Below are 14,687 nucleotides of genomic sequence, written 5' to 3'. Positions count from 1 at the left end.
ACCAACCCGAAGCACAGAGCGGCAAGGCAAACCTGGCAGGAGCGCCACGCTGCGCGTTGTTTGCATTTGACGTCACAGATTCGCGTTGGTTCAACAAAAAAGAGGTGGGGGCTACGGGAGGCCGAAGACAACGAACGGCACAATTTTAGCAGTACGTGTCACTTGTGTCAATTGGCAGTTACCGCAGGTACCGCGAGGGCCATGCGGGCGCTTGACAAGCCGGAAGGGGCTATGCTATAATCGGCTCAACTTGTCCCCGTTACGCTATCCTCATCTGTTTACGCAGACACGATCACGAGCGAAGGATATCCGGTGACCGGATTGAACGATGAATTGACCATTCACCGTCGTGAAGAACGATTGATTGCACGTGTCATTGATGGCGAAGCAATTATCGTAGACTTCAAGACCGGCGATCACTATAGCCTGAACCAGATCGGCACCCTCGTGTGGGAGATGGCGGACGGACAACATTCCTTTCAGGATATAGTAGCCTCTATTTTAGAGCGTTACGATATCAGTGAAGCGCAAGCCCGTGCAGACCTGAGCAAGCTGGTTTCCGACATGGAAAACGAAAATCTTGTGGTGCTTGGCGAAGCTCCAATCTCCAGCTAGCGAAGGGTTTGTAACGGGCTGAGATTACCTAAATGGCGACACTGCGTGGGTGCCGTCGCGAACGTACTTTCCAAACATCAGCGCAATGCTTAGCGCAAGGAGGAATCAACATGAATCCTAAGATGGCCTACGAGGCCCCGAAACTGATCAAGCACCAGCGACTCCAGAAGGTTACATTGGCGACGACACCGCCGCCTCTGAACTTCCCGAACGCCTTGCCCGGTCAGTAATACTCGGGAAACTCAAGGTGGAGGCGTCGTGAATCTCTTTTCTCGGCGCAACTGGCTACGCGACCTGTCGGTAGTCAATGTCCAACCCTTCGCCTGCTGGGAACGTTACCACATTCGTTTTACTAATCTGAGTACCTGGCCACCGACCGGTATTCCCGGTGCTTGGGTAATGTCCAGAACGAGAGTGCGTGCAACGGAGCTTCGCCAAGTCACGTCTTCCGAATTCTAACGAACAGGGCAGTTGCGCATTAGCCAACTGCCCTGTTCGTTTGTTTTTTGCCTCCCCCCTTCCGCCCTGGATAGTCACTGTCCGTAAACAGGTTAGCGGTGTCATGACAGGATGCCCTTGCATGACAACGTCGAACCGCTATGTTTAGAACGGACAGTTGCACAGTTACATAAAGTATGGCTTCATGGTGAATGCAGACGACTTCTTCTTTTCGCTCCAGCAGAGCTGCGCACAGGCAGGCCCTCTTTCCTGGGCCACAGTGCGTGTCGGTGCTGAAGATATTGCCCTGGCCGCGGCGCCGGTCGCCCTGCACCAACGCCTGTTACGCCCGCTGTCTCATCTCCAGCAACCGTCCGCCTCGGCCACGACCCTCACCCTGACCCTGGTGGCGGCGGCGGCGGACGCACCGCCCTTTCCCTGGCCCGACGCGCCGCAGGCGGGCGATTTTTGTGAGTTTCGCACCGGCGACTACCTCTTCTCACACTACGGACATGGACTGGCTGTCGTTGGCCTGGACCTGCGCCGCGGTTGTGCGGTCGGCTATGTGCGCCGGCCGGAGCTGTTGCCGGCTGCCTTCTTCAGCGGCCTTCTTTTCACCACCCTGTATCAGGCGCTGCGCCCGCGCGGCTTCTTCCTGCTGCATGCCGCGGCTCTCGCCTGGCAAGGACAGGGGGTGCTGATTACCGGCCCCTCGGGCGCTGGCAAAACGACCACCATGCTGCAATGCGTGCGCGCTGGCTTCCGTTTCGTGTCCGATGACGCGACGCTGCTCACGCGCGCCGCGCAGGGCGACATCCTGGCGGTGGCAACCCTCAATACCATGCACGTCACCCCGCGCACCGTGGATTTTTTTCCTGAACTGGCTCCGTTTGTCAATGAGCGCGCCGACAATGGCAAGGCCACCATTTTCTTACCCGAAGTCTATCCGGACTCTATGTCTGCCGTGAATTCCAGGGAAGCGGTGGCGCCCGTGCGCCTGCTGATCGTGCCTTCGCTGCAGGGGCCGCGCGATGGCACATTCGAGCCGCTGTCGGGACGCACCGTGCTCAGCGAGGCCCTGCCGCTCAGTGTGGATTTGCAGCAGCCGGCCGCCGCCGCCGCGCACCTGGACCTGCTGGCACAACTGGTGAAGCAAGCGCGTTGTTTTCGCTTGCATTTGCCGCCTGACGTGGTGAGCGTACCGCCGCTGCTGGCGGCACGCCTGGCCCATTTGAGCTTGGATGAACTAAGGTGAGGTGAGCGCAGACAGGCGCGCCCGCACGCTGGCGACCCGCGTGCGGGCAAGATCGAATTCGTACAGCGTGGGCCGTATGAGCGTCGTGACCTCCAACGCCTGGAAGCCGGCTTGGCGTCCTGCGCGCAGAAGGCGCTTGAGCAGCAGATAGGGGAGGCTGGCAAGACCGCTGTACTCGAGCTTCAGTTCCCTCACCAGCGGCAAGAAGGACGCGGCCTGTCCGTTGGCGCGGGCCAGTTCGGCTTCGCGCCGCGCTAATTCATCCTGCAGGTCAATGACCAGCTCATACCAGGCCGCACCAAAGATCGCCATGGTCTGATCCAACAGCACCTTGACCTGGGCGGCGTCCTGGTTTTGAAAATGATAGGGCAACGATTCATGCACGCTGCCAAATGCGATGCCGGCAGCCTCTGCCTCCTCACGCGAGCGCGTGCCTGGAAACAGGGCCAGCGTTGACAGAATGATCGGCGGGAAATAGCCAAACAGGCCATGACTCTCGATGAAGTCCAGATTCTGTTCCAGGTCCTCGATGGTGGTATTTGGCTCGAACATGATGAAATCCACCTGGGCGGCCACGTCATTGCCCCACAGGATGCCCAGGGCGCGCTGTTCTCCTCCACCGTGGTTTCCTTGTTCAGGCGATCCAGGCTGCCCTGGCTGCCGCTCTCCAGACCGGCGCCCACATAGCGCAACCCCGCCTGCCGAAAGGCCGGGAAATACTTCTCGCCTTTGACGATCTGATCGGCGCGCGTGAGAAAGGCAAATGTGAAGTCCACACCGCGCGCGCGCAACGCTTCGGCAATTTCCAGCGCACGCTTGGGCTGCACGAAGAAGTTGTCATCCTGGAACTCGAAGTGACTGACGCCGCCCTGGCGCGCCAGTTGTTCCATTTCATCCACCACGTTGGCCACGCTGCGCCCCCGCCAGCTCTTGCCCGGCGATGCCGCATAAAAGGTGATGATACTGCAAAAATGACAGTGGAAGGGGCAGCCGCGGCTGCTAATGAGGGACGCTTTGATGCGCGGTTTTTGATCTACCGTGTCCATAAACCCGGGATAGCTGCTCACCGGCGGCAGCAAATCACGCGCCGGAAACGGTATCTCATCCAGGTTTTGCAGAAGCGGGCGCGCAGGGGTCAGCTTGATGCGCTTGCCCTCGCGGTAGCCCAGGCCCGCCACCTCTGCCAGGGGTCGGCCGCTCTGTTGGGCCTGCAGCAGTTCGAGCAGCGTCGCCTCCCCTTCACCGCGCACGACGATGTCAATTTCAGGGAAGTCGTTCAGCGATTCATACGGTGCAAAGGTCGGATGATAACCACCCCAGATGATCTGCAAGCGCGGCCGCTGGGCCTTCAAGCGCTGTGATAACGCCCGCGCCGTTGGGATGGTGGCCGTGAGCAGGGAGATGCCCACCGTTTCATACTCGCCAGCGAGGGCATAGGCGACGATCTCATCCAGCGGCAGCGGGTGATCGCCCCAGTTGCCGTCCAGCAGGTCGGCGCGTGCGCCGTGCTGGCGTAAATAGCCCGCAAGATAGGCGATGCCAAGCGGCTGCGTTCCCCGCCATTCCCGGTGTTCATGGTCCGGCGGGCTGATCAACAGTAACTTGGCGCCACCCGGTGCAATTGGATACATCGTTCGTCCTCCACCATTGAGTAGGGGCACGATTCTAACATACGCCTTGTCCGGCGTCAAGCATTTTTGCTACCAAACCGAGTGCCTATGTTGCGGAGCGGAGGAGATCTGCCACGAATTACACGAATTTTCACGAATTTCACAGAAGCCAATTCGTGGCAAGACTCTGCTGGCCGCCAGGAACCGGCCACGAATTTTCACGAGTTTTTGCTGGCGCACCGTTACGAAAGTGAGAGGCGTCCGATGTTGATCCAATCTGCCTGGGAATTTGGCTCTGTGGACTCACAGCCCTGGCCCGGGCCGGAGGCGCCCGATCTGGCTGCGGTGACCGCCTGGCGGCCGGCCACGGTACCGGGGCAGGTACACAGCGATCTGCTGGCACACGGGATGATTCCCGATCCATTCGTGGGCGCCAACCTGCGCGCCTGCGCCTGGGTGGATGCGCTTGATTGGTGGTATCGCACCACGCTGACCCTTGACCTGGCGCCTGCGCAGCGCACCTTCATCACCTTCCACGGTCTGGATACCTACGCCGCGGTCTTCGTCAATCAACGGTGCGTTCTGCGCAGCACCGGCATGTTCGCGCCCCACACCGTTGAGTTGACCGGCCTGGCGCCGCCTGCTGCCGCGATCGAACTGGCCGTGCGCCTGACCGGGCCGGCCGGCTGGCCGCGTCAGCATCACAGCCGGCGCGAGCGGCTGCTCTTCGCCCTGGAGCGCCTGAGCGGCGCCGCGGCCGCGCTTGGCCCCATCCCCGAACGCCTCGATCATCTCAAGGCGCCGATGCAGTTCGGCTGGGACTTTGCCCCGCGCCTGCGCACCGTGGGCATTTGGGACGAGGTGAGCCTGCACAGCAGCGGCCCGGCGACCATCCTGGCGCTGAAGCCTCCGCACGCGTCGGCGCCCATGTCCGGTCAGGCTGCCGGCGATGCGCCCGTCTGGACTGTTGAGATGACCCTGGACGCGACCGCGCTGTGCGCCGTGCAGGCCACGCTGCGTGTCACGCCGGCCAATTTCGAAGGCCAGGCCTGGGCGCACACGACTGCGCTGACCCTTTCCCCTGGGCCGCAAACGGCGCCTGTGATCTTGCCGCCGTTGACCCTGGCGCCCTGGGAACCGTGGGAGCGCGGCTTTCCGCACCTCTACTGGCTGGAGGTCACGCTGCATGACGCGGCCACCGGCGCGCAACTCGATCAGCGTCGCCTGCGCTTTGGGCAGCGGCACGTGGCCTGGGCGCCGCTGGCCGGTCCGGGAACCGCACCCTGGCGCCTACATATCAACGACGAGCCGCTGTTCGTGCGCGGCGCCAACTGGGTGCCGGCCGATGCACTGCCCGGACGCCTGCGCCCGCCCACTTACCGGCGTCTGCTGAGCGCGGCGCGCGCGGCGGGCATCAACCTGCTGCGGGTGTGGGGCGGCGGCCTGCGCGAAAAGGCGGCCTTCTACGACCTGTGCGATGAGATGGGGCTGCTGGTCTGGCAGGAATTTCCCTTTGCCTGCCTTTTTCTGGCCGCGTACCCGCACGAAACGGCCTGGCTCGACCGCGTGGAGGCCGAAGCGCGGGGCATCGTGCAGGCGGTGCGCCACCATCCGAGCGTGGCGATGTGGTGCGGCGGCAATGAGATGGGCGTGCGGCGCAATCAACACCTGCTGGCGCGCCTGGCCCGCGCCGTAGCGGCCGAGGACGGTACGCGCCCCTTTGTGCCTGCCTCGCCCGCCCAGGGCGATGTGCATGAATGGGCCGTCTGGCACGGGCGCGCCCCCTTGCGCACTTACCAGGCGCTGCAGGCGCCGTTTTGCAGCGAATTTGGGCTGAGCGCCCTGCCGGCCGCGGAGTCGCTGGCGCACTTCCTGCCGGCTGCACAGCCGTGGCCTGACGCCCCGGTCTGGCGCCTGCACCAGGCTGAAGCGGGCAAGCTGGCCCATTACGCAGCCCTGGCGGGGACGCCGGCGCCCCCGGCTGATCTGCCTGCCCTGATCGCGGCCACACAGACGGCACAGGCGGCCGGCTTGCAGGTCGCCATCGAGCATTTGCGGCGCCACAAGGCCACCTGCGGCGGACTGGCCTTCTGGCAGTTCAACGAACCGTGGCCCACGATTGCCTGGAGCGTGCTGGATTTCGATGGCCGTCCCAAGCTGGCCTACGCGCGGTTGCAGCGCATCCTGCAGCCGGTGTTGATCTGCCTGGCCTACCAACTGCCGGTTGGCGCCCGGCCCCAGGCCATCAGCGGCGCCATCTGGATCGTCAACGACACCCGCGCCCCGTTGCCTGGCCTGACCTGGCTGGCCTGGCTGGACAACGAGCCGCTGGCCCACGGCCTTGCCGCGCTGGAAGCAGATGCCAGCCGACCGGTCGGCGCGTTGACCGCGCCCGTCGCCGGCCGACCCGCCCGCCTGCGCCTGGAACTGCGCCAGGCCAACATCCTCCTCGCCAGCAACGAGTACGATCTGGCCCTGGTTGATCTGCCCGCGCAGCCCTTGCCCTCCCGCGCGCGCCGCTGGCTGGGAAACCGGATTCTGAAGGATGAAGGATGAATTCCTGCACTTCCTCCCACCGTCTTGACATTCTGACCTGTTTGCAGTAATCTGTCTGCACGATACGACTGCGCCTGCCGGCGTGGAATTACCCGAATTTACTCGAATTGCTTGAAATACTCGAAAAGGAACACGTTTCACATGCGTATTTTGGTCACTGGCGGCGCCGGCTTTATCGGCTCGCATGTCACCGATGTGATGTTGGCTGCTGGTCATGAGGTCATTGTGGTGGACAACCTCAGCTCGGGCAAACGCGCCAATCTGAACCCACAGGTCTCTGCATTCTACGAACTTGACATCCTGGACGCGGACGGTTTGCAACAGGTTTTTGCCGCGCACCGACCGCACGCGGTCTCACACCAGGCGGCCCTGGCCAACGTGCGCGAATCGCTGCACGAGCCGGCGCGCTATGCCGAGGTCAACCTGCTCGGTTCGATCAACCTGCTGGAAGCGGCGCGGCGCCATGACTGCCAGCGCATCATCTACGCCTCCACCGGCGGCGCCTGCTATGGCGAGCCGCTCTTTGTGCCGGTCACCGAAGATCACCCTATCAATCCGCTCGACCCCTACGGCGCCAGCAAGCATGCGGTCGAGCATTACCTCTATCTGTACCAACACAACTACGGCCTGGCCTACACGATCCTGCGCTATCCCAACGTCTATGGCCCGCGCCAGGACCCGTTGGGCGAAGCCGGCGTCATCGCCATCTTCACCGGCGCCATGCTTGCCGGCCGCGAGGTCACCATCAACGGCAGCGGCGAGCAGGTGCGTGATTTTGTTTACGTGGGCGACATTGCGCGTGGCAATCTGTTGGCCCTGCAAACACCCGGCAGCGCCATCTACAACCTGGGCAGCGCGGTGGGTACCAGTGTCAACACCATTTTTGCAGAACTGCAAGGGGCCACCCAATACCCCCTGGCGCCACACTACGGCCCGGCCAAGCTGGGCGAAGTCTCGCGCACTTACCTGGACGCCAGCCAGGCCCGTCGTGACCTGGGGTGGGAACCCCGAATGAGTTTGCACGACGGCCTGCGCCTGACCGCTGACAGCTTCCGATAAGGAACGGGAATTTTTCCGGCGTGCGCATCCCCTATATCCACGAAAGCGGCCTGATCGGCATCGGCTTCAGCCTCGTGGTGGTGGTCATCGCCTCGCTCAACCTGGTGCTGGACGGCGTTAGCGGCGGAGCAAGTGTCGGATGGCCTGCAACTCCTCCGCCTGTGCCAGCCAGGCGACGGTCAGATAGACGCCGACGCCGAGGGGCAGGCAAAGCAGCACCTTCAACCAGGCGCCGGACACTCCCGGCGCCTGTTGCCATCCCCAGACGACGATCCCCAGGGCGGTGCTGGCCAGGGCGGTGCGCCAGAGCGCCGGCGCCAGCATCCCGGCCTGCAGCCCGCCCAAGCGCCGGCGTAACAGCCAGAGAAGTGCGACCATCTCGATCGTGGTGGCGATGCTGTTCGCCAGGGCCAGGCCTCCATGTTGCAGCGGCCCCAGCAGAAGCAGGCTGAGCACGATGTTGAGCAGCATGGCGCCCACACCGATCACGACCGGGGTGGCGGTGTCGTGCAGCGCGTAGAAGGCGCGCGCCGCCACTTCAACCACCGAATGTCCCACCAACCCAAGCGCATACAGTTGCAGGGCGGTCACCACCAGGGCCGTGGAGGCCGCGGTGAACGCGTTGCGCTGCAAGAGCACCGTAATCAGCGGGCGCGCCAGCAGGATCAGGCCAATGGCCGCCGGCAGGGTGAAGAAAAGAATGGTGCGCAGGGCCGTGGTGAAGGTGCTGCGTAGGGCCGCCAGGTTGTGCTGGGCAACCTGCGTGGCAAAGGTGGGAAAGACGACGGTGGCCACGGCCTGGGCAAAGATACCCTGCGGCAAGAGCATGAGCAACCAACCGTAGTTGAGCGCGGCCAGGCGACCTTCGGGCAGACCGGACGCCAGGATGGTATTCACCCAGAAGTTGAGCTGTACCGCGGCCAGTCCCAGCACGCGGGGCGCCATCAGGCGGCCGATCTCGCGCACGCCGGCATCATGCACGTCCAACAGCGGGAAGTAGCGGGCGCCCAGGCGCACGAGCGCGGGTATCTGCACCAACAGATGGCCGGCCGCGCCCACCAGCACCCCGATGGCCAGGCCGCGCACGCCCAGGGCGCCGCCCAACAACCAGGCCCCGCCGATGATCGCCAGGTTGTAGATGATCGGTGCGGCGGCCGGCGCCAGGAAGTGTTGCATCGCATTGAGCGCGCCCATCACCAGGCCGCTGATCCCAAAAATGATCGTTGAGATGAGCATCAGGCGCATGAGGCTGACGGTCAGCGCCTGCTGCGCCGCGCTGAAGCCAGGCGCCAACAGGTGACGCACCAGCCAGGGCGCGCTCACCGCGGCCAGGATGGCGGTTAGCGTCAGCAGGAGAGCCATCAAGTTGGCAACAGCACTCGCCAGCCGCCAGGCTTTGGCGCGGTCTCCTTGCAGCAGGCGTGCGGCAAACGTGGGGATGAAGGCCGAGCCAAGCGCGCCGCCGGCCACCAGTTGAAAGAGCAGATCTGGCACGCGGAAGGCCGCCAGGTAAGCATCAAGCTCGGCGCTGGTGCCAAATTGCGCGCCGATGACCACTTCTCGCAGCAGCCCCAGGGCGCGGCTGACGATGAAGAAGCCCATGACCAGGGCCGCGGCGCGCGCCATGCTGGTGTTTTGTGTTGCGCTGTTCTGTTTGACGTGCGTCATGCGCTGTTCATGCCCCGGCTTCTCCATAATCCGGGGTAGGGGCATGGCCTTGCGCCTGCCCGCGTGGGCGACCGCAAGGGTGCGCCCCTACAAATTTCTCCATAATCCGGGGTAGGGGCATGGCCTTGCGCCTGCCCGCGTGGGCGACCGCAAGGGTGCGCCCCTACAAATTTCTCCATAATCCGGGGTAGGGGCATGGCCTTGCGCCTGCCCGCGTGGGCGACCGCAAGGGTGCGCCCCCTACTTTAGTTCATCCGTTGCAGAATATGGGTGGCGACCGTGGCGCCGCTGCCGCCGATGTTTTGCGTCATGCCGATGGCCGCATTCTGCACCTGGTTGGGGCCGGCGCGGCCGGTCAGTTGCAGGTAGGCCTCCACGACCTGATAAACACCGGTGGCGCCGACGGGGTGGCCGCGTGCCTTGAGGCCCCCCATGGTTGACATGGGCAGGCGGCCTTCGGTGGTGATCTCCCCCTCTTTGGCCATCTCGTGCGCCTTACCCGGCCCGGCAAAGCCGCAAGCCTCCAGGGAAAGCGCCGCCATCACGCTGAAGGCGTCGTGCGCCTCGAAGAAGTTGATGTCCTGTGGTTCGAGGCCCGCCTGTGCATAGGCCCGGCGGCTGGAGAGGTACGAGGCCTGCAGGAACATGGGCGTTGCACGGCTGTGAACGGCGACCGAATCGGTGGCATTGGCCGAGGCCAGCACACGTGCGAACGGCCGGCCGCTGGCCTTGATCTCCGCCATGCGGTCCCCCGAGCAAATAATCAGCGCGGCCGCGCCATCGCAGATGGGGGAGGCGTCCAGCACGCGAATCGGATCGGCTACCACCGGTGAACGCCGGTAGGTGCGCATATCAACCGCCTTCTGGAACATGGCGTTGGGGTTGCGTGCGCCGTTGTGATGGGCGTTGATGGGGAAATAGGCCAGGTCTTCGGGGATCAGGTTATACTCGTAGAGGTAGCGGCGCATGATCATGGCGTTGAGGGCCACGAAGCTGACGCCATGCGAGGCTTCCTCATCGTAGTCGGCGGCCATGGCCAAACCACGTGTCGTGATCCGTGGATCGGTGGCGGTCAGTTTCTCGACGCCGCAGACCGCGACGATGTCATGCTGCCCGCTGGCAATTGCCATGACGCCCCAGCGTACCGCTGCCCCGCCCGATCCGCAGGCGGCCTCGGCGGTGGCGGCGTCAATGCCGCGCAGGCCTGCCGCGTCCGCGATGAGTGCGCCCAGGTGCTGCTGGTTGAGCAGGACGCCCGACAGCATGTTGCCGACATACAAACCTTCCACCGACTCAGCCCCGGCATCGTGCATGGCGGCTTCGACGGCGCGTGCTGCCATGACCCGCAGGCTCAGATCGTTATGGCGCCCGACGGCTGTCTGGCCGACGCCGATGATGTAGGCATCGCGCATGTTAGTCTCCGTTGTCCCCTGGTTTTCCGTCCCCGTCATTCAGAAACTGATCTGGAAATTTCTAATTGGAATAAAACTTGCCTTGAAACCTGGCATAGGTTGCGTAATCAATGTCCCGACGACGCTTGACATAATCGCTGACACAGGGCGCGGCTAAGCGCGGGGCGTAGATGCGGTCAGTGACCACCAGGGAAAAGGCGTCACTGCCGGCGCCCGCGCCAAATGACACCACCAGGATGCGTTCGCCAGCCGTGGCCACATCCAGAACGGCGCTGAGACTAAGCAGGACCGAACCGGCATGAGTGCTGCCGATATCCTCAACCAGGAACCCCGCGGCATATTGGTCGTAGGAAAAACCTAAGGCTTCCGCGGCGCGTCGCGGGACTTTGTTGTCTGGCTGATGGAAGATCACGTGCTGGTAGTCGGCGGCGCTGCGCCCCAGTTCACTCAACAGTTGGCTGGCGGCTGCTTTGACATGGTCGTTGTAGGCTTCGGAGCCGGTGGAGCGCAAGGCGTTACTGTAGTAGCGCGCACCGGGGCGCCGCCAGATGTCCATGCTATGGGTGACGTAGGAGATGGAGCCTTCGATGATGGCCACGCTCTCTTCCGCCGGCCCAACGATGACGGCCGCGCCGCCGGCTGCGGTGGTGTACTCCAGGGCGTCGCCGGGGCGTCCTTGCGCGGCGTCCATGCCGATGCACATGGCGTAGTCAGCCATGCCAGAGCCGACCAGGGCGATGCAGGCCTGCAGCGCCTCGGTGCCGGCCTTGCCGCCAAATTCCCAATCGGCGGCAAGGGTTTCGGGCGAGGCGCCCAGAAATTCGGCTACGATCGTACTGGTTGGTTTGACCGCGTAGGGGTGAGATTCGCTGCCCACCCACAGCGCCTTCAGCTCTTTGGGGTCAATCGCGGCGCGCCACATGGCATTGCGCGCCGCTTCGATAGACATGGTGGCGGTATCTTCATCAATTCCGGCTACCGCCTTTTGTTTGACAGGCCAGCCGGCGTCTTTTCCGCGCCAGACCCGCGCAATCTCTTCGCCGGCCAGGCGGTAACGGGGCACGTAGGCGCCATGACCGACGAGACCGACATCCCGATTGGGCTTGAGCATCGCTATTCCAGGGGCGCGGGCTGCATATGGAACTGACGCCTGAAGATGGACTGATAGACATCGCCCTGACTGACGATCCCCACCAGTTTGCCGCCTTCGACCACGGGTAGGCGTCGAATGGTCCAGAGCACCATCAGGCCGGCGGCTTCCAACAGCGGAGTGTCCGGAGAAACCGTCTGTACATGACGGGTCATCACCTCACCGGCCGTGATGCCGCTGATGTCATCGAAACCCTCATCTTTGGCCGAATGAGCCAGGCTGGGGGTAGGCGATTCCAGGAGGTGCCGGAAGAGGGGGTGCATTTCGCGCAGCACGTCCTTTTCTGAAATAATGCCGACCATGCTGCCTTCGTCATTGACAACAGGCAGACCGCTCAGGTGACACTCCACAATGGTACGCGCCACATCGCTGAGCGGCGCTTTTTCATTTACCACGAACACGTTGGTCGTCATGATTGATCGAATGGTCACAGTTCCCTCCCTCATGGCATCAGATCTCAAGTCGAGATAGGTATTGGTTGTCTCTATCTTATTAGCATCACTATAACGCAATGCGCCATAAAAGTCAACGGCGAATTGGGCGGTCTTGACAAAGGTCGCGCGGGTAGCGCCGCGACTCGCCGGTGGTTAGGTGTGCCTACCCGTTTGGGTGGGGTGACGTGCGGGTGCAGGGGCAGGCCGCCAGGGGGTAACGGACGGCTGCGGTCACGCGTCGTGGGGTTCGATTTCCCACGTGTCCTGCTGGCTGCCCCAATGGCTGCTGCCGTCACTACGACTAACGTGCCACCATGTCCTGCGCACCACGGTGACGCCGGGCGCTTTCTGCTCCGCGCTGAGGGCGGTGGCCGGCGACGAGACCGGGGCTGGGCCGGGGCGCGTCAGTCGGTTGCCGAGCAGGCGCTGAGCGAGGCGCAGCGCCAGCGCCGCGGTGGCCACGGCCACCGTTGCCCCCACCTCGCGGCGGGTGATGGCCGGCAAGGTCAAGCCACCGAAGCGGGTGACAGCCAATTTGTCATTGATGTTCGCCCCACAGGCGCGACAGATCGTTGCCTCCGCCGCATTGGCGGCCCGGCAACGTGGACAGATGCGCTGAACAGACATGATCGTCATGGCAAACCTCCCAAAAACGTAAGCGTTCAGGCCCTCACCCCCCGGCCCCCTCTCCCGTCGTGGAAAAGCACACGACGGGAGAGGGGGAGCGGCCACACCTCAGCCCCCTCTCCCGACGACAGCAGTTCCGTCGTCGGGAGAGGGGGTAGGGGGTGAGGGTCTGAACGGTTACCCAAAAACTAAGACCCGGAACCGACCAGGCCGGCCCGCGCGATGACCTGCTCGGCCGCGCGAATCAGCGGCATGTCCACCATCTTGCCTTCGTAGGCAAAGGCGCCGGTGCCTGCGGCCTGCTGACGAGCGTGGGCTTCGATCAGGCGCCGCGCCTGAGCCACCGCCTCAGCCGACGGGGTAAACGCGGCGTTGATCACCTCGACCTGGCGCGGGTGAATCGCCATCTTGCCGGTATATCCCATCTGCATGGCGCGCTGACATTCCCGCTGCAGGCCATCCATGTCGTTCAAATCTACAAAGACGGTGTCAATCGCCTGCCGGCGATAGGCCGCGGCCGCGGTCACCACCGCGCTGCGCGCATAAAACACTTCCCAGCCTTCGGCCGTGCGCGTCGCGCCCATGTCACCGGCCAGGTCCTCCGCGCCGAACATCAACGCATCCACGCGGTCATCTGCCTGGGCAATCTCGCGCACGTTCATGACGCCCAGCGCCGTTTCCACGATCACCAACATGCGCACTGCGCCCGCAGGCCATCCCTGCGCGTGTTCGACCCGCGCCAGGGCCTCGCTGACCTTTTGTACCTGGCCGGCAGATTCTACCTTGGGCAAGACCAGGCCATCCGGTCGGCCGGTCATCACCGCATCCAGATCAGCCGTCTCCAACCCAGAGCCAACCGGGTTGATGCGCACCAGGCGCTCGCGGCTGCCAAAATCAAGGCCGGCCAGGGCTTCCACAATCGTGGCCCGCGCCTCGGCCTTACGGCTGAACGCCACGCCATCTTCCAAGTCCATAATGATGCTGTCGGTCGGCAGCCGCGTGGCTTTTTCGATTTTGCGTAGACTGTCGCCGGGCATGAACAAAAGGGAACGTCGGACGCGGGCCATGAAACCTCCTGCCTATCTCAGTCGGTTAGGAATGAGAATTTTTTAACTGTCCAGTTCCGAGCAAATTCTGAGCATACAGACAGCACCAAAGCGGACACTTATTTAATTCTCATTCCTTAGCACCTTGAAGGCCAGGTGGCGCCCCATGCGCTGGCCGTTGGCCAGGGCAAACCACAAGCCTGTCACCATGTCAACCAACGGCGCCTGGGCGATTTCGCCCACGCGTATGGGGTGCAGTCCCGCGTCCGCGATCAACTGCTCAACGGCCACCTGCGCGTCTCCCCCCGCGCCACAGTAGAACAGATCGGCCTGTTGATCGCCAAAGCGAGGATTGACGAGATTTTCCCAACCCATGCTGTTGAACGCCCGAAACACCCTGGCGCTCGGCGCCTGGGCGGCGAAGACGGCAGCGCTGTTCATGGTCGGCGCGCCCATGCGGTTGGCCGCGTCAATGACAATTTTGCCGTTCAAGGCCGCGGCATGGGTGCGAATGGTTGCCTCCATGGCGCCGCCGGGAATGGCAAAGACCACGACATCGCCGAAAGCAATGGCGGAGGCCATCGTCCCAACCGCTGCCTGCGCCCCCAGCTCGCTGACAAACGCTTGCACATGAGGGCTGTTCGCTTCACGCACGCCGAACTGAACCGTATGACCGGCATGCGCCCATCGCTTGCCCAGCGTACCGCCGATATTCCCGGCGCCTAGAACTCCAACTTTCATGTTTTCTCACCTTTCGTGTCACTGCTTAGTCTCCTGCGTCCGGCGCTAGCCTGCGCAGGCAGGGTTGATCATCCTT

At 63.5% G+C, this 14,687-nt stretch carries 13 protein-coding genes; 4 read left to right on the top strand and 9 right to left on the bottom strand.

Features of this window, described 5'->3' with window-relative positions; genetic code table 11:
* The first annotated feature begins 312 nt into the window (after positions 1-312).
* Positions 313-615: a PqqD family protein gene (locus IPM84_18490; GenBank protein ID MBK9094716.1), complete on the top strand. Its 303-nt coding sequence runs from the start codon at positions 313-315 to the stop codon at positions 613-615.
* Between the two features lie 616 nt (positions 616-1,231).
* On the top strand, positions 1,232-2,308 hold the full coding sequence (locus IPM84_18485; protein ID MBK9094715.1) for a hypothetical protein: 1,077 nt from the start codon (positions 1,232-1,234) through the stop codon (positions 2,306-2,308).
* Here IPM84_18485 and IPM84_18480 read toward each other — a convergent pair.
* Together IPM84_18480 and IPM84_18475 are read right to left on the bottom strand one after the other, a co-directional pair.
* On the bottom strand, positions 2,300-2,620 hold the full coding sequence (locus tag IPM84_18480; protein ID MBK9094714.1) for a hypothetical protein: 321 nt from the start codon (positions 2,618-2,620) through the stop codon (positions 2,300-2,302). The two genes, IPM84_18485 and IPM84_18480, sit on opposite strands and share 9 nt — an antisense overlap.
* A complete protein-coding gene (locus IPM84_18475) occupies positions 2,563-3,939 on the bottom strand; it encodes a cobalamin-dependent protein (GenBank protein ID MBK9094713.1) in 1,377 nt (458 codons plus the stop codon). Before IPM84_18475 ends, IPM84_18480 begins: the two co-directional genes overlap by 58 nt.
* Positions 3,940-4,182: 243 nt before the next feature.
* Here IPM84_18475 and IPM84_18470 point away from each other — a divergent pair, with 243 nt between their 5' ends.
* On the top strand, positions 4,183-6,474 hold the full coding sequence (locus tag IPM84_18470; GenBank protein MBK9094712.1) for a hypothetical protein: 2,292 nt from the start codon (positions 4,183-4,185) through the stop codon (positions 6,472-6,474).
* Positions 6,475-6,615: 141 nt separating this feature from the next.
* Positions 6,616-7,533 carry an NAD-dependent epimerase/dehydratase family protein gene (locus IPM84_18465; protein MBK9094711.1) on the top strand — a complete coding sequence of 306 codons (918 nt, stop codon included), beginning with the start codon at positions 6,616-6,618 and terminating at the stop codon, positions 7,531-7,533.
* A 117-nt stretch (positions 7,534-7,650) separates the two neighbouring features.
* On the opposite strand, the gene murJ is transcribed toward IPM84_18465, so the two are convergent.
* From murJ to IPM84_18430, 7 genes are all read right to left on the bottom strand, one after another.
* Entirely contained in the window at positions 7,651-9,201 is a 1,551-nt protein-coding gene (murJ, locus tag IPM84_18460; GenBank protein ID MBK9094710.1) for a murein biosynthesis integral membrane protein MurJ, read from the bottom strand.
* A gap of 245 nt (positions 9,202-9,446) precedes the next feature.
* Positions 9,447-10,613, bottom strand: coding sequence for a thiolase domain-containing protein (locus tag IPM84_18455; GenBank protein MBK9094709.1), 1,167 nt, complete (start codon positions 10,611-10,613; stop codon positions 9,447-9,449).
* 61 nt (positions 10,614-10,674) lie between these two features.
* Positions 10,675-11,724, bottom strand: coding sequence for a hydroxymethylglutaryl-CoA synthase (locus IPM84_18450; GenBank protein MBK9094708.1), 1,050 nt, complete (start codon positions 11,722-11,724; stop codon positions 10,675-10,677).
* A 2-nt stretch (positions 11,725-11,726) separates the two neighbouring features.
* Positions 11,727-12,194 carry a CBS domain-containing protein gene (locus IPM84_18445; protein ID MBK9094707.1) on the bottom strand — a complete coding sequence of 156 codons (468 nt, stop codon included), beginning with the start codon at positions 12,192-12,194 and terminating at the stop codon, positions 11,727-11,729.
* Positions 12,195-12,428: 234 nt separating this feature from the next.
* A complete protein-coding gene (locus tag IPM84_18440; GenBank protein MBK9094706.1) occupies positions 12,429-12,833 on the bottom strand; it encodes a hypothetical protein in 405 nt (134 codons plus the stop codon).
* A gap of 179 nt (positions 12,834-13,012) precedes the next feature.
* Entirely contained in the window at positions 13,013-13,891 is an 879-nt protein-coding gene (locus tag IPM84_18435; GenBank protein ID MBK9094705.1) for a CoA ester lyase, read from the bottom strand.
* A gap of 102 nt (positions 13,892-13,993) precedes the next feature.
* Positions 13,994-14,611: an NAD(P)-binding domain-containing protein gene (locus IPM84_18430; protein MBK9094704.1), complete on the bottom strand. Its 618-nt coding sequence runs from the start codon at positions 14,609-14,611 to the stop codon at positions 13,994-13,996.
* Between the last annotated feature and the right edge of the window lie 76 nt (positions 14,612-14,687).

Origin of the sequence: Candidatus Amarolinea dominans, from assembly GCA_016719785.1 — a bacterium.
GTDB lineage: Bacteria > Chloroflexota > Anaerolineae > SSC4 > Amarolineaceae > Amarolinea > Amarolinea dominans.
This window is presented reverse-complemented; position numbering and strand designations above follow the sequence as displayed.